The organism is Sphingobium sp. HDIP04 (assembly GCF_000445085.1).
GTDB lineage: Bacteria > Pseudomonadota > Alphaproteobacteria > Sphingomonadales > Sphingomonadaceae > Sphingobium > Sphingobium indicum.
The window spans coordinates 1-18980 of sequence record NZ_ATDO01000078.1; the positions used below are offsets into that span (position 1 = coordinate 1).

12 protein-coding genes are annotated in these 18980 nt (G+C 66.0%); 8 read left to right on the plus strand and 4 right to left on the minus strand.

Annotated elements, in window-relative coordinates; genetic code table 11:
* Window positions 1-715: 715 nt before the first annotated feature.
* The 8 genes from L286_RS33280 to pelF are packed head-to-tail and all read left to right on the plus strand — an operon-like array spanning window position 716 to window position 13951.
* Window positions 716-5011, plus strand: a complete 4296-nt coding sequence (locus L286_RS33280; protein ID WP_020820721.1) for a cadherin domain-containing protein — start codon at window positions 716-718, stop codon at window positions 5009-5011.
* Window positions 5012-5026: 15 nt separating this feature from the next.
* Complete coding sequence (gene pelG / locus L286_RS33285; protein WP_020820722.1) at window positions 5027-6436, plus strand: exopolysaccharide Pel transporter PelG; 1410 nt, start codon at window positions 5027-5029, stop codon at window positions 6434-6436.
* Entirely contained in the window at window positions 6433-7296 is an 864-nt protein-coding gene (locus L286_RS33290; RefSeq protein WP_025160735.1) for an endo alpha-1,4 polygalactosaminidase, read from the plus strand. Before pelG ends, L286_RS33290 begins: the two co-directional genes overlap by 4 nt.
* On the plus strand, window positions 7293-9032 hold the full coding sequence (locus L286_RS33295; protein ID WP_020820723.1) for a hypothetical protein: 1740 nt from the start codon (window positions 7293-7295) through the stop codon (window positions 9030-9032). The genes L286_RS33290 and L286_RS33295 overlap by 4 nt, the downstream gene beginning before the upstream one ends.
* Window positions 9029-10546, plus strand: coding sequence for a hypothetical protein (locus L286_RS33300; RefSeq protein WP_020820724.1), 1518 nt, complete (start codon window positions 9029-9031; stop codon window positions 10544-10546). The genes L286_RS33295 and L286_RS33300 overlap by 4 nt, the downstream gene beginning before the upstream one ends.
* Entirely contained in the window at window positions 10546-11493 is a 948-nt protein-coding gene (locus tag L286_RS33305; RefSeq protein WP_020820725.1) for a hypothetical protein, read from the plus strand. Before L286_RS33300 ends, L286_RS33305 begins: the two co-directional genes overlap by 1 nt.
* Window positions 11490-12461, plus strand: a complete 972-nt coding sequence (locus L286_RS33310; RefSeq protein WP_020820726.1) for a hypothetical protein — start codon at window positions 11490-11492, stop codon at window positions 12459-12461. The genes L286_RS33305 and L286_RS33310 overlap by 4 nt, the downstream gene beginning before the upstream one ends.
* Window positions 12458-13951, plus strand: a complete 1494-nt coding sequence (pelF, locus tag L286_RS33315) for a GT4 family glycosyltransferase PelF (protein WP_020820727.1) — start codon at window positions 12458-12460, stop codon at window positions 13949-13951. The genes L286_RS33310 and pelF overlap by 4 nt, the downstream gene beginning before the upstream one ends.
* Before the next feature lie 10 nt (window positions 13952-13961).
* Here pelF and L286_RS33320 read toward each other — a convergent pair whose 3' ends face one another.
* The 4 genes from L286_RS33320 to L286_RS33335 all read right to left on the minus strand — a co-directional run bounded on the left by L286_RS33320 (window position 13962) and on the right by L286_RS33335 (window position 18972).
* Window positions 13962-15344: an HlyD family type I secretion periplasmic adaptor subunit gene (locus tag L286_RS33320; protein WP_020820728.1), complete on the minus strand. Its 1383-nt coding sequence runs from the start codon at window positions 15342-15344 to the stop codon at window positions 13962-13964.
* Window positions 15341-17062, minus strand: coding sequence for a type I secretion system permease/ATPase (locus L286_RS33325; protein ID WP_084498514.1), 1722 nt, complete (start codon window positions 17060-17062; stop codon window positions 15341-15343). Before L286_RS33325 ends, L286_RS33320 begins: the two co-directional genes overlap by 4 nt.
* A gap of 187 nt (window positions 17063-17249) precedes the next feature.
* Window positions 17250-18701: a cobyric acid synthase gene (locus L286_RS33330; protein WP_020820730.1), complete on the minus strand. Its 1452-nt coding sequence runs from the start codon at window positions 18699-18701 to the stop codon at window positions 17250-17252.
* Window positions 18702-18747: 46 nt separating this feature from the next.
* Entirely contained in the window at window positions 18748-18972 is a 225-nt protein-coding gene (locus tag L286_RS33335) for a hypothetical protein (RefSeq protein WP_020820731.1), read from the minus strand.
* Between the last annotated feature and the right edge of the window lie 8 nt (window positions 18973-18980).

Here is an 18980-nt window from a genome sequence, read left to right on the forward strand (position 1 = left end):
TGGGCGAGGGCGTCGGAGCCGGCGTCGGAGCCGGCGTCGGGGCGGGGGTCGGCGTGCCGTCATCTCCACCGCCTCCGCACCCAGCCAGCATCAGCGTGGCGGCGGCGATAAGGCCGATCGAGGATAGCTTTTCGCGTGCCCGAAACACAATCACGGTCCCTTCTTGCGGAACGTCGATCCTGAATCAGTAAACCGCCACCCGGCGGGACGGGCGGTCGAGGCGGGAGGTCTTATAAAGTAAAATGAGAAATTCCGGGATATAACGGTGGGTATAATCCATCCGCTATACTTAACTAGTATACATCCTTAATTGATAGACTATTTGACCATAACGGAAATTTTTTATGCCGATATTTGTTCATTGAAGTTGACATTGGAACATGCCTGACCGCAAATTAACCATGGGTAAAACTTCAAAAAACCGAGTCGCCCCAGATAGATGCGTGGTGTGACTGTAGCCCTGAGCGGATCGCCCGGCCTTGGGAACCGCAGCGGGCATATCAGAAGATGATTTTTATACCCTGACGCAGCCTCATCGACGCGGATAATGGCTGGGAAACCCAGAACGGCATATTTTGTCTTCAATGCCGGGCATGAGCGTTGCGCTCTATTGTCCGTTGTGCATGCGCGTCCGGTTTTTATTGACGAAAACCAAAAGATATTGGGTCGCAAACCTATGAAATGATTTCGACATTCATAAGTTTAGGGGTTTGCCATGACCTATGGCCACAGCGTCACTATCGACGGCTCTTTGGATGACTGGTTCGCGACCGACCGGATCGACGACAACAGCGCCCCCGGCTACCAGGTCTATGCGACCCTGGACAATGACGCCTTCGTCTTCGCCCTGACCGCGCCCGTTGCCATAGGCGCGGACACCACCGTCTGGCTGAACACGGACGGCAAGACGTCCACCGGCTACCAGATATTCGGCTTCGCGGGCGGCGCGGAATATAATATCAATTTCGCGGCTGACGGAACGGTGAACCTCTATAGCGGCGCGGCGGGCGAAACGCTGGTGCTCGGCGGCCTGCAGGCGGCCTGGTCGGCGGACCGCACCACGGTGGAATTCCGCCTGCCGACATCCTCGGTGGGCAATCCGGCGGCGATGTACAGCTATTACGACATCAACAACCTGTCCAACAGCTTCATGCCGTCCAACTATCAGTCCGCCCCGTTCACGGTCTTCAACCAGACGAGCGCGACCCAGGCCCCGGACATGCGGATCGGCATCGTCTTCTCCCAGACGACCGCCGACGCCTATTTCAGCCCGACCGCCTATTCGCAGCTTTTCATGTCGGTCCAGGCGCAGGCGATCCAGGCCGGCATCCCCTTCGACATATTGACGGAGGCCGACCTTACCGATCTCAACAAGCTGTCCCATTACGACGCGCTGGTCTTCCCCTCCTTCCGCAACGTCCCCGTCGACAAGGTGGAGGCGATTTCCCACACGCTGGAAATGGCCAGCAAGCAACTGGGCATCGGCCTGATCACGGCGGGCGAGTTCATGACGAACCAGCCGCATGTGCCGGGCGGCGCGATCGGCGGCGATCCGCTGCCGGGCGATCCCTATGCCCAGATGAAGCTGCTGTTCGACGCCACCCGCGTTACCGGCGGCACCGGCGATGTGGTGGTGACCGCGACGGACCCGACCGGCCTCGTCCTCGACCATTATGCCAACGGGCAGCAGGTGAACAGCTATAGCGGCGTCGGCTGGAACGCCTTTGCCAGCGTCAGCGGCACCGGGCACCAGATCGCCACCGAAACCATCGACGGCGGATCGGCCTATGCCGCCGCCCTCGCGACGCAGACCGGCGCGGCGCGCAACGTGCTTTTCTCCAGCGAAGGCGTGATGGCCGACGCCAACATGCTGCAACAGGCGATCAGCTACGCGGCCAACGGCACTGGCCTGTCGGTCGGCCTGCATTTGTCGCGCGAATCCGGCATCGTCGCCGCCCGCGTCGACATGGACCAGAGCCAGGAGCTGGAGGACGTCGACCCTCCCGGCAGCACGCCGGGCATCTACGACAAGCTGCTGCCCATCCTGATCCAATGGAAGGCGGATTATAATTTCGTCGGCAGCTTCTACCTGAATGTCGGCAACGGGACCAACGGCACCGGGACCGACTGGGCGGTGTCGCTGCCCTATTACAAGGCGCTCCTCGACCTCGGCAACGAACTGGGCACGCACAGCCTGACCCACCCGGACAACACCAACCTGCTCAACGCGCAGCAGATCCAGACCGAATTCCAGAACAGCATCGCGATCCTGAACCAGCAAATCAGCGCCTATCTCAACCAGCCGTTCCAGATCACCGGCGGCGCCGTGCCGGGCGCGCCGGAATCCCTGCCGGTCTCGCAGGAGATCATGAAATATGTGTCGGATTATCTGACCGGCGGCTATGCGGCGCAGGGCGCGGGCTATCCCAACGCCTTCGGCTATCTGACCCCCGCCGACCAGAGCAAGATCTATTTCGCGCCCAACACCTCCTTCGACTACACCTTCATCGAATTTCAGAAGAAGACCGTGGCCGAAGCGACCGCGCTCTGGATCGGCGAATTCGACAAGCTGGTCGCCAATGCGGGAACGCCCGTCATCGTCTGGCCCTGGCACGACTATGGCGCGGCGGATTTCCTGTCGGGCAGCCCGACGGTGGACAGCCCCTATGATATTTCGCTGTTCACAAGCTGGATTCAGCATGCGGTGGCGGCGAACATGGAATTCGTCACGCTGGATGACCTGGCGGCGCGCATGACGGCGGTGAAGAACGCCACGATCACCACGACCGTGGCGGGCAACAGCATCACCGCCAGCGTCGGCGGCGCCAATGTCGGCAACCTGTCGCTGGATGTCGAGCGCCAGGGCGCGCTGGTCATCCAGAATGTGACCGGCTGGTACGCCTATGACAGCGACAGCGTCTTCCTGCCCCAGAGCGGGGGCACCTTCAAGATCACTCTGGGAGCAGCGGCGGACGATGTGACGCACATCACCGACCTGCCGATGCGGGCCGTGCTGCTGAGCGTCGCCGGCGACGGCCATAACCTCGCCTTTTCGATCCAGGGAGAGGGGAAGGTCGTCATCGACATCGCCAATCCGGGCACGGACGGGATCGTCGTCACAGGGGCGGCGGGATATAGCCAGGTCGGGGAGATCGTGACGGTCGACCTGGGCGGCTATGGCCTGCACAACATCATGCTGGAATATAAGAATCCGCCGGTGATCGTCTCCAATGGCGGCGGCGCCACGGCGACGCTTTCCATGGGGGAGAACGGCACGGCCGTGACAACCGTTGTCGCGACCGATGCGGACGTGGGGACGGTGATCGGCTATTCCATCTCCGGCGGAGCGGACGCCGCGAAATTCAGGATCGACGGCGCGACGGGAGCGCTGACCTTCCTCAGCGCGCCGAATTTCGAAGCGGCCGGCGATGTCGGGACGGACAATGTCTATGACGTCATCGTCCGCGCATCCGACGGCACGCTGTACGACGATCAGGCGATCGCGGTCACGATCACCAATGTGAACGAAGCGCCGGTCATCACCTCGAATGGCGGCGGGGCTTCGGCGGCGGTCTCCATCGCCGAAAACCTGATGGCCGTGACGACCGTGACCGCGATCGATCCCGATGCGGGCACGGTGCTGGCCTATTCGATCGTCGGCGGCCCGGATCGCGCGCTGTTCTCGATCGATCCTTCGACCGGCGCGCTCGCTTTCCTCAGCCCGCCCAATTACGACCTGCCGGGCGATGCGAACGGAAACAATGTCTACAGCCTGACCGTGCGAGTGTCCGACGGCGCGCTGTTCGACGATCAGGCCATCAACGTCACCGTCACCAATGTGAACGAGCAGGCGCCGGTGATCACCTCCGGCGGCGGCGGCGACACGGCTGCCATCTCGGTTTCCAGCGGCACGCGACCAGTGATGAAGGTTACGGCTGTCGATCCTGATGCCAACACGACGCTGGCCTATTCCATCGCGGGCGGCGTGGATGCGGGCAAGTTCACGATCAACGCTTCGACAGGGCAGCTCAACTTCGTGAGCACGCCCAATTATCTGCTGCCGACGGACGCGGGCAGGGACAATGTCTATGACGTCATCGTCCGCGCGTCGGACGGAACGTTTCATGACGAGCAGGCCATCGCCGTCACCGTGACCATCCTCAACGCCCCGCCGATCATCATCTCCAACGGCGGCGGCGCATCCGCCACCATCCGCATGGCCGAAAACGGCACGGCCGTGACGAAGGTCACGGCGACGGACGTCAACCTGGGTCAGTCAATCACCTATTCGCTGGGATCGGCCGTGGACGGCGCGCTCTTTTCCATCGATCCCCAGAGCGGCGTCCTCACCTTCAAGAGCGCCCCGGATTTCGAGGCGCCGGCCGATTCCAACCTGGACAATCGCTATCAGGTCCAGGTGCTGGCGACGGACAGCCTGGGGGCTCAGGATTTCCAGAACCTGACGGTCGTGGTCAACAATGTCTCCGGCCTGTCGCTGACGGCGGCCAGCGGCGGTTCGACGCTGATCGGCCAGGGGGAGGAAGACACGCTGAGGGGCGCGGGCGGCAACGACACGCTGATCGGCAATGGCGGGTCCGATACGCTGAACGGCGCGGGCGGCAATGACAATATCGATGGCGGCGCGGGCGCCGACCGCATCACGGGAGGAGCGGGCGCGGACATATTGACGGGCGGCGCCGATGCCGACCTGTTCATCTACAATGCGACGGGCAACAGCACGCTCGCGGTCATGGACCGGATCATGGATTTCCAGCAGGGGATCGACCGGATCGACCTGTCCGGGATCGACGCGCTCTCCGCGCTGTCGGGAAACCAGGCCTTCAGCTTCATCGGCAATGCAGCCTTTTCAGGGGCGGGCCAGCTCCATGTCTATTCCAACGGTACGGACAGCTTTGTCGAGGCGAATGTCGACAATAATCCGGCGACGGTGGATTTCGCGATCAGGCTGATCGGGGTGCACAACCTGACCGCGAGCGATTTCCTGCTTTAGCGACGGGGCCGGAGAATGGCTGGCATCGGCTTCAGATTGGACCGGATAGCCCGGGAAGAGGGATTGGGCGGGATCGCCAACGCCGCCTTTCACGGGGCCGTGGTCAGTTCCGGGCCGTGGCTGATGACCGCCCTCGCGGTCTTCCTGCTACAGAGTTGGACGCGGTCCGCCATGGCTCCCGCCGATCATGCGATCATCCAGACCAGCCTGGTCTATGCCTTCGGCGTATCGACGGTGATCACGGCGCCATTGGCGATGATCGCGACCCGCATGGCGTCGGATCGCTTCTATCTGGGGGAGCGCGACGCCATCCCCGCCATCCTGCTCGCGGCGCTGGTGTGGGCGACGCTGGCCTCGCAGATCGCCGGCGGTCTGCTGTTCGGCCTGGCCGGAAGATTGCGGCCGGACCTGTTCCTGCTCGCGACCGCCATTCTGACGCTGTTCTCGCAAATCTGGATCGCCAGCCCCTTCCTGCACGCGACATGGCGGCATCGGCCGATCTTCCTGGCCTATTTTTGCGGCATCGCGATGGTGACCCCGTGCCTGGTGCTGTTCCGGCCGACCGCGCCGGCCGCTGTCCTTGCATCCATCGCGGCGGGCCTGACCGTGACGCTGGCGCTGCTGATCGCCGCGATACGGGATGATTTTCCCAACAGCCCCGACTGGCGGACGGACTGGATCGGCCGGACGCCCGGCGTGCTGGCGCTGGGCGCGGCGGGGCTGGCCAATGCGCTGGCGATCTGGATCGACAAATGGCTGCTCTGGTGGGCGCCGGGCAGCGTCCAGGCCGTGGGGGCGCTGCGCGTCAATCCGGTCAACGACCAGGCCAGCTTCCTCGGCCTGCTCACGATGATCCCCGGCCTGACGCTGATCCTGGTCACGACGGAGACGCGGTTCGACCGCGCCTTCGCGGCGCTGATGGGCCATTGCATGGGCACCGCCAATCGCCGCCGGATCGAAAAGGCGCGGCGGAAGGTCGGCCGGACGATCCGGCTGGACCTGCGGCTGCTGATGGTGGAGCAGGCGATCCTCGCCGGCTTCTGCTGGGTTCTGGCGCCGGAGATCATCCGCCTGCTGGACATGAACGCGCGCGGCATATTCGGTTTCCGGCTGACGGCGGTTGGCGTGGTCTTCCACCTCGTCGCGATCCAGATGAGCATCATCCTCTCCTATTACGACCTTGCCGGCCGGATCGTGGCGGTCTGGGGCAGCTTCCTGCTGGCGAGCGCGGCGGGCACGCTGCTGTTTCGCGACAGCGGCTTCGCCGGCTTCGGCTTCGGCTATCTGGCGGGCGCGGTCACGGCGGCCTCGCTGGCCGTCGCGCTGGTGGCGGAGGCGACGGGCAGGCTCACCTATCTGCTTTTCGTCGGCAATAATCCGGCGGTGGTCGGCAATAGCGGCCTGTGGGCGAGGTTCTGGCCATGAGCGTCCTTCCCTTCCGCCGCCGCGATCTGCTGGCGCTGTCGCTGATGGTGTTCGGCCTTTCGGCCCGCGCTCTGCCCGAAATCGGCGCGGCCGATGGCTGGGGCGTGGATTATGGCGAGGCGACCGACCCCGCCGTGGCCCGCCGTTTCGGCCTTCTGGTGCTGGAGCCGGACTTCGCCCGCCCGCTCGCCCCGCTGCGCGGTCCCGGCAGCCGGTTGCTGGGCTATATCAGCCTGGGGGAGGTCCATGCCGGACGCCCCTTCATCGCCGAACTGGAAAAGGCGGGCGCGCTGCGGCAGGCCAATCCGAACTGGCCGAAGGCGCGGCTCGTCGACCTGCGCGATCCCGCCTGGACCGGCCTGGTGATCGAACGCCTGATCCCCGCCATATTGCGCAAGGGCTATGACGGCATCTTCATGGACACGCTGGACAATGCGGAGGCGTTGGAGCGGCAGGATGCCGAGCGGAACAAGGGCATGGTGGCCGGCGCCGCGCGGCTGGTGCAGGCCATTCGCGCGCGCTTCCCCGACATGGCGATCATGATGAACCGGGGCTATGCCCTGCTGCCGCAGGTTGCCGGTCGGATCGACATCGTGCTGGCGGAGGCCATGGCGTCGCGCTGGAACTTCGCGGAGGGGCGCTATGAGATGACCTCCGCCGAAGACTGGCAATGGCAGGCGAACCATCTGTTCGCGGCCAGGCGGATCAATCCCCGCCTGGGGCTCGCCACGCTCGATTATTGGGATATGCGGGACACGGCCACTGTCGCCAGCCTCTATGCGCGGGAACGCGCCGCCGGATTCCAGCCCTATGTGTCCACCCTGGCCCTCGACCGGCTCATAGCGGAACCCCTGTCATGAAGATCGAAGCGCTGCGCAATCCGAACATGGCGTTCGTCGGACCGATTGCGGGGGGCGGGCTGCTGATAGCCGCCGCGGTGCTGCTGATGCCCAGCCACTGGCAGATCGCCGATGCGATCCGACGGGCGACATTCGCGCCGCCGCCGGTCGCCATGCCCTTGCCTCCACCGGGCACGGCCATTCTGATGCAGCGCTTCGCGCAAGGGAAAAGCCTTTCTCCTCCCGACCTCCAACGGCTGTTGAACGCTTCCGTGGCGACGGCCGACGCAAAGGTTCTGGGACGGCTTGCGGACGCCCTGGCGCGGGGCGGCGCGCCGGTATCGAGCGCGCGGCTGACCTATGACATCATGGCGGGCGGACGTCCGGAGGTCGCGCTCGCCTTCCTGGAAGGCCGGCCGGACCGCGCTGCCCCGGCCCATTGGCGCCTGCGCTTCGACCTGCATCGCAAGGTCGGGGATGCGCAGGGCGCTGCGGACCTGGCGCGGGCGGCGGTGATGAACCCCGGAACCGCCCCGGCGAAAGATCTGGTCGAGGCCAGCTATGCGCTCGGCCAGCCGGACCTGCTGATCCTGGCGGCGGAACATGGCGCCATGGCGCCGCTTGACCCCGCCCGGTCGCTCGATCTGGCATCCTGGGCGAATGCGGCGGGACGCTATGACCTCATCGCCCGGATCGATCGGTTCGGGACGCCGCGCTGGCGGGAGCGGAACCCCTGGCTCGCCATGACCCTGGCGCAGCGGTCCGGCGACATCCGTTCGGCGCTCCGCTATGCCGCCATGCTGCCCACGGGGCGCGACGCGGCCCGCGAAAGCATCGTCATGGCATCCGGAAACGGGGATGCGGTGCGGCGATGGTTGCTTGATCGGGCGGCCGAGCCAGGCGCAGACCGTCCCGCCATCGCGCAACGCCTGCTGGAAAGGGGCTTCCGATCGGATTCCATCGCCCTGCTTCGGCAGCAATCGGCGGCCAGCAACGACGCCGTTTCCGATGCGCGCATGCTGTACCTGATGGGGCCGCGCCCTGTCGCGCAGGACTTGGCCTGGCTGAAGGAGCGGGCATCGGCCGATCCGACATGGGTGCAGCCCTATGTCGAACGCGCGGGGCCTGCGGAGGCGCTGGCCTTTCTGGAGGCGGCCGGGAGTGCGGACAGCAACGACATTCTGGTTCAGCGCATCGCACTGGCCAATGCGGCACGCGACAGGGCGGCGGCTGCGCGGGCGCTCGATCGGCTGCTCGACGGCCGCCCCCTTTCCGCCGCGCAGTTGAAGGCGGCCGCCGCTGCCCGCGTTCCGCCGGAGCGGGCGGCTTATTACGATCTGGCGCTTGCGAACGCCCGTATCGCCAATGGCGCGGCTGAGCCGTTGGATCGCCTTCGCCTCGCCTGGGACGGCTGGAACAGGGGCGATGCGCGAGAGGCCGCCGGCCAGTTGCAGGTCTATCTTCGCGAACGCCCCGACGACAGGGAGGCGTTGAGCCTGATGGCCGATGCGCAGGCGAAGCTGAAGGGGGAAGCCGGGGCTCGCCCCTGGATCGAAAGATCGCTGGCCCTCGCGCCGCCGCTTTCGGTGGAACGGGCGGAACTGCTGGCTCGGCTTGGTCGGACGGCGGAGGCAACGGCCATTGTCGAAGCGCTGCGCCGCGCCGCGCCCGCCGACCGCAAGCTCGACATCATGCTGGCCCGCCTGCTCATAGCGGCGGGCGATCCGGGGCGCGCGCGCAAGGTGCTGCGGCCATGACGCCGCTGGCCGCCTTGCTGCTGATGGGTCCGCCGCCGCTCATGGTCGCGGCATTGCCGCCCGACACCGACGTGACGGCGTCGAACGCAAGGACGGTCGACCTGCAATGGAGCGGGGACGTGCATATCGAACTGGAAGACAGCGGCCATGAACTTGTCGTCCGGTTCGACCGCCCGATTGCCGATGCAGCGCTCAAGGATTTCGCCGCCGCCGCCGGTCCTAACCTGGCGGATCTGCGCTGGAACGACGACAGCCTGGTTCTGCGCGCCGCTGCGGGGCGGAAGCTGGAGGCGGTGGCGGACAAGCGCGTGCTGCATGTCCGTTTCCTGCCCGATGGAGAGGCGACGCCTGCCCCGGCCATCGCAGGCGAGCCGCAAAGGGCGGATTTGGACGTCGAACTTGCCATCGCCCGGGCGCAGGCGGATGCCGCCGCCGGCTATCCCGGCCTGGCGCGGCGGCGGCTTGCCCCGCTGGCGGCGGCATATCCGGGCGACAGGCGCATACAGCGCCTGCTGGGCGACATGGAGGTTGCGGAGGGTGCGCTGGCCCTTGGCGCGGCGCGCTATCGCAACCTCGCCGCGGACGACCCCTTTGCCCGGCAGGCGCTGGCGGAATCGGGCGGCAATGTCGCGGCGGCGGTGACGGCGCGCGGCGGCAAGGTCTTCTGGCAGGCGGAGGCGGGCCTCAACGCCATGGCGCCGTTGGACAGCCGCCTCTCTTTGGGCGCGGGCATCCGCTGGTTCCGCTCGGAAGGGGATACCGTCTATGGCGCCGAGGGCATTCTGGCCAATCGCACGTCCCGCTCGACCGTGGGGGATCTGTTCGCGACCGTCAATCTGGGCGCGGTGTCCCGGATCGAGCTTCAGGGCAGTGCCCAATTGGACGAAAAGGTCGCGGGCGCGGGACTCCGGCTGTTCGCCGGGCCGCCCGAAAGGCAGGGGAGGCTGGTCCTCGCCTATCGCCTGCCGGACCTTGCCACGCCGGAACAGTCGACCTTCGGCGGGCATATCAGCCGCGCAGGGATTGGCGGGACGATCCGCCTGACGCCCGAACTGGCGGTGCAGGCGGATGGAGGCTGGAACGGCTATGGATTGACCGGCACCGGCGTCCGGACGCGCAGCGTCACCGTGGCGGGCGGTCTCGATTACCTGCTCCGCCGCGGATCGCCGTCGCTGGCGGTCAGTTACCGGCTGGATGCGGAATATGTCGGCCGCAGGACGCTGCGGCCCAATGGCCTTTCCTATATCCCCCTCAGCGACAGGGAAAATCACAGCTTCCAACTGTCGTCCGGCATGTCCTGGACCCGTTGGCAGATCAGCGGCGCGGCGGGCTGGACCTTCGACCGGAAGGGCAAGACCGACGGACCCACGGCGAACGTCAGCGCCACGGGGCGGCTGAGCGACGGCTGGCGCCTCCAGGCGAGCGGCGGGATCAGCTCGATCAGCCGGCCGGGCATTTCGGGCCGCCAACTTTATCTGCGCGTGGCGCTCACTCGCTATCTCGGGAGGCACTGATGCTGAAGAAGCGGCCCATGCTGCTGCAATGCGCGGAAATGCTGCTCCTCTTCGCCGCGCTGGTGGCGGTCGACCAGGGATTGATGAAGGGCGACGCCTTTTCCGATCTGAACCCCAATCCCTATTGGCTGCCGGTGCTGGTCATGGCGACGACCTATGGCACCGGATCGGGACTGGCAGCGGCCGCCATCGCCTCCGCCATCTGGTTCCACTGGTCGAACCTGTGGTCGGGCGCGACCGACCATATCGAGCAGCAATTGCGCCTTTCCATCCAGCCGATGCTGTGGATGGTGACGGCCCTGGTGACCGGGGAGGTGACGGCCAGCCGCAGGAACCGCCTGGCGGACCAGGAGCGGCAGCATCAGGCGATGGACCGCAACTGGAAGAAGCTGGCGGAAATCATCGCCCGGCTCACCGACACCAACCGCAAGCTCCAGGTCCGGATCGCGACCGAGCAGCGCACGATCGTCCAGGCCATGGCGGCCGGGCTGGCCGTTTCGAAAGCCGATCCGGAAAGCCAGGCCGACGCGCTCGCCCGCCTGATCGCGCTCGCCGCGCAGACGGAGGATTTCACCTTCTACGACGTGCGCGGCGCGCAGGTGACGGCGCGCTTCGGCGGCAGGGCGGCCATGGGCCAGCCCCCGGACCTGTCGCGCTCTTCGATGGCGCAGGCGATGCTGGCCACGCCGCGGCCGTTGCGGGCGGATCGCGCCGCCGACTGTCCGCTGTTGTCGGAGAGCGGCATTCTGGCCGTGCCGGTCGCGCGGACGGATGAAGGACTGACAGCCATCATCCTTGTCCACAGCGCCGTCGGAATCAGGATCACGGAGGCCTATGTTGCGCAACTGCTGCAGGTCGCGGACCTGCTGGGCCAATCCCCGGCGCTGTTCGGCCGCGAACAGGCATCTGCGGCGAAATGGCTGGTGCCTGAAGGAAAGGTGGCTTGATCGTCCTGCTCATCCTGTTTTCGGTCGTCGACCTGCTGCTGCTCCTTGGCGCGCTGTGGATGGGGCAGGGGAGCGGCTACTGGTTCGCGCCCGTCCATCTCGCGCTCTCCTGCGCCGCCCTGCTGGTTGCGATGAAGCGGCTCGCGGCGCCAGAGCGATTTCCAAGCGATCCGAGCCGACCGCTGATCAAGAAATCGCGGAAGGCAAGGAATCCAGAGCGGCAATCGGATTCAATCAGATCGAAACCCGCTCTGGGCGTGCTTCAGCGCTTTGCCCTGCCGGTCGGGGCAGCCATCGGGCCGGCGGGCATGCTGGGCTGCCTGATGCTGGCGCCGCTCGCCCGGAGATCAGGCCGGAAGAGGCAGATCGCCTATCGGAATGTCCGCACCGGCAAGCGGCGGAAGGTCGGCGAAATGTCCCCGGTCGAGCGGCTGGGCCGGATACTCGACGATCGCGTGCGCTATCCGGAAAGCGACGAGATCGGCTCGCTCGCCACCATGCTCCGCTACGGCAATCTCCAGGCGCGCTATCGGGCGCTGGAAACCGCGGTGATCTCCTTCGAGCCGCGACTATCCCCCCTGATCGTCATGGCCCTGTCCGACGAGGATCAGACCATCCGGGCGCTTGCCGCCGCCGCCGCCGCGCAGGTCAGCTACAATCTGGCGCAGCAGCGCGGCGAATTGCAGGCGAGGATCGCGCCTTCCCAGCATCTCGACGATCGCTATGCCCTTGCCATGCTGCTGGCCGACCATGGCTGCTTCAACCAGTTGCTCCCCCAGGGGCAGCGGCTTCGGCTCTGTCAGGAGGCCAACCGGAAGCTGGCGGAGATTGCCGGCCTGCTGAAAGGCGGGGACATAAGGCGCCGCGCCTTGCAGGCGGCGCGCGCCCAGTTGAGGCGCGCCATGGAACGCCATCAGCCGGGCCAGGCGCGGTCCGCGCCCCTGGCCGGTGCGGAGCCGGCGACATGATGTCCGACGGGCAGGAAAGCGACATATGCCTGATCGTCGAAGGCGCCTATCCGTTCGTCGTCGGCGGCGTTTCCAGTTGGCTTCAGGATCTGATCCTCGCCATGCCCGATCTGCGATTTTCGCTCGTCGCCATAAAGGCGGGCAATGGCGCGCAACCCTGGCGCATGGCGCCGCCGTCCAATGTCGTCGAGGTGGTGGAAATCCCGCTGCTGATCGAACCCTGCCTGCCGCGCCGCTATCCGGCGTCGCAGATGAAGCGGATCGGCCGCCTGCTGCTCGCCTTCCTGTCGACGGGCGGCAGGGACGACCTGATCCGTTTGAGGAAGGCGCTGGAGGGATTGAGGCCGGCGCCCGGCGCGGGCGATCTCCTCTCCAATCCGGAGATATTCGACCTCTTCACCCATTATTACGACACGGCTTTCCGCTCGGCCTCCTTCCATCATTTCTTCTGGGCGATGCGGGTGCTCCTGGGCGGGCTGCTCAAGATGCTGCTCGCGCCCTTGCCGAAGGCGCGGGTCTATCACACCATCTCCACCGGCTTTGCGGGCCTGCTGGCTGCGCGGGCCGCGCATGAGACCGGCCATCCCGCCTTCATCACCGAACATGGCATCTACATGCTGGAACGGCAGATAGAGATCATGATGGCCGACTGGATCGGGGACCAGATCGAAACCGGGCTGACGCTGGACCGGGAAGGGCATGACCTGCGCGACCTGTGGCTGGCGGTCTTCCAGACCTATACGCGCGCCTGCTATGACGCATGCGACCCGATCATCGCGCTTTACGGCGCCAACAACCAGACGCAGCGCCGCCTGGGCGCCCGTCAGGAACGGTTGCGCGTCATTCCCAACGGCATCGATGCGGAGCGCTTCGCATCGATGGAGCGAGCCTGCGATCCCGCCCGGCCGCTGGTGGCGCTGATCGGCCGGGTCGTGCCGATCAAGGACATCAAGACCTTCATCAGGGCGGTCGCGCTGGTCCTGGCGGACATGCCGGAAGTCCGCTTCGCCATATTGGGTCCGCTGGACGAGGACCCCGACTATGCCGCCGATTGCGAAGCGCTGGTCGCCGAATTGGGCATCGGCAATGCGGTGCAGTTCGCCGGGCGGGTCGATGTCGCGCAATGGCTGCCCCGGATCGACCTGATCGTCCTCACCAGCCTGTCGGAAGCGCAGCCGCTCGTCATATTGGAAGGGGGCGCGTGCGGCGTGCCGGTGGTCGCCCCCGATGTCGGCAGTTGCCGGGAAATGATAGAGGGACGGACGCCCGAGGTCGACCGGCCGGGCGGCATCGTCACCGAACTGGTCAATCCGGAAGGGACGGCGGCGGCGATCCTGCACCTGCTGAGATCGCCCTCCCTGCGTCGCGCCATGGGCGAAGCGCTGCGCGAGCGCGTTGTGCGGGATTATGATCGCGGCGCCATCATCGCCGAATATCGCCGGATATATGAGGCGCTCGGAGCGCGGGTCCGCTTTTCCGAACTGCAATGACCGCTTGGGATCAATGCTCCCTGAAGGACAGCCAGAGCGACTGGGTCAGCGGCTCCAGCGCATATTGCAGCGCCGTCCGTCGCCGCAGCGGCACCAGAAGCTGCACCGGCATGCCCGCCTTCAGGCTGAAATCCTCGCCCCTCACGTCCCTGATCCTGGCCATTTCCCTTGGCGGCACGATCATCTCCGCGGTGTAGAAGGACATGCCTGTCTTCTCGTCCTGGAAGCTGTCCGCCGAAAGCCGGCTGATCCGCCCGTCCATGATCGGCAGGTCGCGCTCATGCAGGCTGCTGAACTTGATCTGCGCCCGCTGCCCCACTTTCAGGTCGTCAATGTCCTCGGGCGAAATCCGCGCCTCTATGACCAGGCCCGCCCGGTCGGGGACGATGTCCATCAGCTTCTGCCCGGCGGCGATGACGCCGCCCACGGTGAAGACGTTGAGGCCGACGATGGTGCCGGCGGCGGGCGCCCGGATTTGCAGCCGGGCAAGCTGATCCTTGGCGGCCCGATATTTGGGCAGCACTTCGTTGAGCGAGAATTCGACGTCGCGCAGTTCCGACGCGGCCCGTTCCCTATAGGCCTTTTCCGCTTCCAGCGCCTTCAGCCGGTTTTCGCCCGCTTCGGCGCCGGACCGGGCGATGTTGGCGGAAAATTGGCCTTCCTGCCCATGAAGGTCGGCCCTGGCGCGTTCCAGGGCCCTGATCCGGGATTTGGAGACGAACCCTTTTTCCGCCACGCCGCGCAGGCTCTCCAGCTCCTCCCCGATCAGCCGGGCCTGTTCCGAAGAGGCCGCCAGCTGCGAACGATAGCCGCGCGCCGTCTGCTGCACCTGATTGGCCTGCTCGCGCAGCACGCCGGTCTGCGCCGCCAGCACGGAGGACCGCGCATCGAACTGGGTCTGTTGCAGGCGGATCGCTTCCCGCGCATCATCCTGTTCCTGCCCCTCAAGGACAGCGAATTCGGCAGGCCATTCGACATGGCTCGCGCCCGATTGCTCGGCTATCAGCCTTGCCCGCTGCGCCTTCAGCTCGATATATTGCGCGCCATACATTCGCGCCTGCGCCCGCACCTCGGCGTCGGCCAATTCCATCAGCGGCTGGCCCTGGCCGACATGCTGGCCTTCCTTGACGAAGATCGCGCCCACCACGCCGCCGTCGCGATGCTGCACCGACTGCCGCTGGCCCGACACGGTGAGCCGCCCCGGCGCATAGGCGGCCGCGTCGAGCCGCGCAAAGGCCGCCCAGCCAAGGAACAGGACGAAGAACAGCACAGCAATGATCGTGCCGGCACGCATGTCGCGCTCAGGACGGTCGTCGATGATCTCCGCGCCGCGGCTGGCGGGATAGTGAAGCTCGACCGCTCCGGTCGCGTCCCTGATCTGAATGTCCTTCATGGCGCCTGCCCCTCCGCCGTCTGGGGAGCGGGCCGTTCTTCCGAGCGGATCGCCTTCAGCCGGCCCAGCACGTCGTCGCGCCCGCCAAAGGCCTCCACCCTTCCGTCGCGCATCACCATGATCTTGTCGACCACGCCCAATATCCCCATGCGATGGGCGACGATGATGACGGACGCGTTCCTCTTCTTGAGGTCGGCCAGGGTTGCGACCAGCCGCACCTCTCCCTCCGCGTCGAGATGTGCGTTGGGCTCGTCCAGGAAGACCAGCGGCGGCCCGCCATAGAGCGCCCGCGCCAGGCCAACGCGCTGCGCCTGCCCGGCGGAAAGGCCGCGCCCCCCCCAATCGAGCGTCAGATTATATCCGCCCGGCAGCTGCTGGATCATGTCATGCGCGCCGCTCAGCCGGGCGGCTTCGATGACGGCATCGTCGATCGCTTCCTCATCGTCCGACAGGTAGTTGCCGAAACGGGCGATATTCTCCTTGATGGTCCCCGCGAACAGCGAGGTGTCTTGCGGCAGATAGCCGACGAAGCCCGCCAGCCGTTCCGAATCCCAGTCCTGCATGTCCGCGCCGTCATAGCGGATCGATCCGCGCAACGGCCGCGCCGCGCCAGACAGCATGCGCAGCAGCGTGGATTTGCCCGCGCCGCTAGGTCCGACGATAGCGATGACTTCGCCCGGCTCCACCGTGAAGCTGACGTCGGCAAGGACCGGCCTTTCCTGGCCCTGATTGAAACAGGTCAGATGCTCGACCGCGATATGGCCTCTAGGCGCGGGCAGCCGGGTGAGGGCGATGTCCGCGTCCCTCGCGGCCAGCAGGTCGTTGAGCGTCGCATAGCTCGCCCGCGCGTGGACGACGCTGCGCCACGCGCCCAGCAACTGGTCGATCGGCGCGAGCGCCCGGCCGACGAGGAAGGAGGAGGCGAAGATCGCGCCCGCCGAAATCTGGTTGTTGATCGCCAGCCACGCGCCCAGCCCCAGCGCCAGCGATTGCAGGGCGAGACGGATGAACTTGCTGATGGCGACATAATGGCCGCCCGCGAAGCTCGCGCCGGCCTGAAGGTTCAGCATCGTCCTGCGTTCGAGCAGGTGACGCCGCACCAGCGCATTGCGCATGCCCAGGGCGCGGATCACCTCTGCGCCTGCGATGGTCTGTTCCTGGCTGACATAGGCCTTGTTCGCGGCGTCATTGGCCTGCTTGAGCGGCGCGTTCGTCCGCCGTTCGTTGCAGAGCGCGATGAAGAGGAGCGCGCCCCCGCCGACCACCGCCATGGCCGCGATGGCCGGGTGGATCAGGAAGCAGACGAGGACATAGATGGGGCTCCAGGGAAAATCGAAGATCGAGAGGATGGTCGGCCCGGTCAACGCCTGGCGCAGGGCGTCGAATTCCCGCAGGATCTGCTTGTTCATCGCTTCGCCCGTCGAACCCCGTCCGCTCAGCGCCGTGTCGAGCAGCAGTCCAGAAAGCTGCCGGTCGAAGCGGATGCTGGCCCGCACCAGCAGGCGGGATCGCACCTGCTCCAGCAGCGCGAGCGTGCCGATCGCGAAAATGATGATGACGGTCAGGAAGAACAGGGTAAGCCTGCCCTGTCCCGTCACGACGCGATCATAGATTTGCAGCATGTAGAGAACGGGTCCGATATAAAGGACGTTCATCAATGCGCTGAATATCAAGGAAGAAAGAAAGTGGCGCCTGCATGATGACAGGGCGGCCTTCATCGGAGCGGATGGTTTATGAAGGTCACGCAACATAAGTTCCGCCCCGCCCCATGTCGCGCTATGCCATCAGCGCTATGTCCTGCGTTTTCTTATACTATCCCGCTGATTTTCGGTAAATATAACCAACAGCATAGAGGTGCGCATACGCCCGTCCGACGGCGCCGCTTGTCGGCCCGGCCCAGCCGCGTCAGGCAGTGGCGATCCGGATCAGCCCATCCATGTCGACATGATCCTCCAATTGCATCGCGATCTGGTCCAGCGCGTCATCCACCGAAGCCTGATAGTCGCCCGACGTCGCTTCATGCCCCAGCCGTGCCAGAAGGGCGGCGCGCAGCGCGGTGCTGGCGAACAGGCCGTGGACATAGGTTCCCATCACCATGCCGTCCCTGCTCGATGCGCCATCCCGACGGCCGCCCTCCAGCAATGCGAAGGGGCGCGAGCAGTCCGGACCGTCCGTCCGGCCGACATGCATTTCATAGCCCGAAAAGGGCTGTCCAAACGCCGTTCCGCCGGTCCTTTCCAATGTCTTGGCCGATGTCAGCCGGGTTTCGACATCCAGCAGGCCCAGCCCCTCGACCCCGCCCGGCGGGCCCTCCATACCGTCTGGATCGTCTATCCTGCGGCCCAGCATCTGGTATCCGCCGCATATGCCCAATATCGGCCGCCCGCGCCGGTGATGGGCGCGAATGTCGATGTCCCATCCCTGATCGCGCACCGCCTGCAGGTCCGCGATGGTCGCCTTGGAACCCGGCAGGATGATGAGCGCGGCCTCCGCCGGAATGGGCTGGCCCGGCGGCACCATCATGACCTCCACTCCCGGCTCCAGCTTCAGCGGGTCCAGATCGTCGAAATTGGCGATCCGGGGCAGGATGGGGCAGGCGATCAGCAGCTTTTCGCCCGGGCCGCCCCGCCTGCGTTCCAGCACCACGGCATCCTCGCTGGGCAGGCGGCTGGCCTGACCGAGCCAGGGGATCACGCCAAAGCCCCTCCAGCCCGTCAATCGCTCGATATGGCGATAGCCGTCCTCGAACAGGGCGGGATCGCCCCGGAACTTGTTGATCAGGAAGCCCTGGATCATCGCCGCGTCGGCCGGGTCGATCACCGCCTTCGTCCCGGCGACGGCCGCGATCACGCCGCCCCGGTCGATGTCGCCCACCAATATCGCCGGCACGCCGGCGGCCCGCGCAAAGCCCATATTGGCGATGTCGCCCGCCCGCAGATTGACCTCGGCCGGCGATCCCGCGCCCTCCACCACCACGATGTCGCATTGGCCCTGCAACCGGCGGTAGCTGGCCAGCACCGCCTCCAGCAATTCGCCCCGCGCCGAGCGGAAATTGCTGCTGCCGAGCTTGCCCCGCACCTGGCCATGGACGACAAGCTGCGACGTGCGGTCGGCCTGCGGCTTCAGCAGGACAGGGTTCATGTCCGTATGCGGCTCGACGCCCGCCGCAATCGCCTGCAGCGCCTGCGCCCGCCCGATCTCTCCGCCGTTGGCGGTGACGGCGGCATTGTTGGACATATTCTGCGGCTTGAACGGCCGGACGCTATATCCCCTGCGGACCAGGGCGCGGCAAATCCCGGCCACCAGCAGGGATTTGCCGACGTCCGATCCCGTTCCCTGAAGCATGATGGCAGCCATGACGCGCTCCTGCATGGCGCGCCGGGCCGACACAAGTGTTATCGGCTTAGAAGTTGAAGGCGCTGCGCCGCATTTCCACGGCGTCCAGGATCATGCCGCCCGCGATGAAGACGCTGCCCGTGCAGACCAGCGCCAGCAAATGGCCGCCCGTGCCGGGATATTGCTGCATGTAGACGATGCCGCGCTCAGTCGCGCCAAGCGCCAGGGCGTAGATCACCAGGAACGCCTCGAACTTCGTCTTGATAGTGAAAAGGCGTTTGATCCGTTCCATCGAGTCCC

Bases quoted from the DNA above. Each gene is read 5' to 3' on its own strand.
- L286_RS33280 (WP_020820721.1), top strand. From the start codon at position 716: ATGACCTATGGCCACAGCGTCACTATCGACGGCTCTTTGGATGACTGG.
- pelG (WP_020820722.1), top strand. From the start codon at position 5,027: ATGGCTGGCATCGGCTTCAGATTGGACCGGATAGCCCGGGAAGAGGGA.
- L286_RS33290 (WP_025160735.1), top strand. From the start codon at position 6,433: ATGAGCGTCCTTCCCTTCCGCCGCCGCGATCTGCTGGCGCTGTCGCTG.
- L286_RS33295 (WP_020820723.1), top strand. From the start codon at position 7,293: ATGAAGATCGAAGCGCTGCGCAATCCGAACATGGCGTTCGTCGGACCG.
- L286_RS33300 (WP_020820724.1), top strand. From the start codon at position 9,029: ATGACGCCGCTGGCCGCCTTGCTGCTGATGGGTCCGCCGCCGCTCATG.
- L286_RS33305 (WP_020820725.1), top strand. From the start codon at position 10,546: ATGCTGAAGAAGCGGCCCATGCTGCTGCAATGCGCGGAAATGCTGCTC.
- pelF (WP_020820727.1), top strand. From the start codon at position 12,458: ATGATGTCCGACGGGCAGGAAAGCGACATATGCCTGATCGTCGAAGGC.
- L286_RS33320 (WP_020820728.1), bottom strand. From the start codon at position 15,344: ATGAAGGACATTCAGATCAGGGACGCGACCGGAGCGGTCGAGCTTCAC.
- L286_RS33325 (WP_084498514.1), bottom strand. From the start codon at position 17,062: ATGAAGGCCGCCCTGTCATCATGCAGGCGCCACTTTCTTTCTTCCTTG.
- L286_RS33330 (WP_020820730.1), bottom strand. From the start codon at position 18,701: ATGGCTGCCATCATGCTTCAGGGAACGGGATCGGACGTCGGCAAATCC.
- L286_RS33335 (WP_020820731.1), bottom strand. From the start codon at position 18,972: ATGGAACGGATCAAACGCCTTTTCACTATCAAGACGAAGTTCGAGGCG.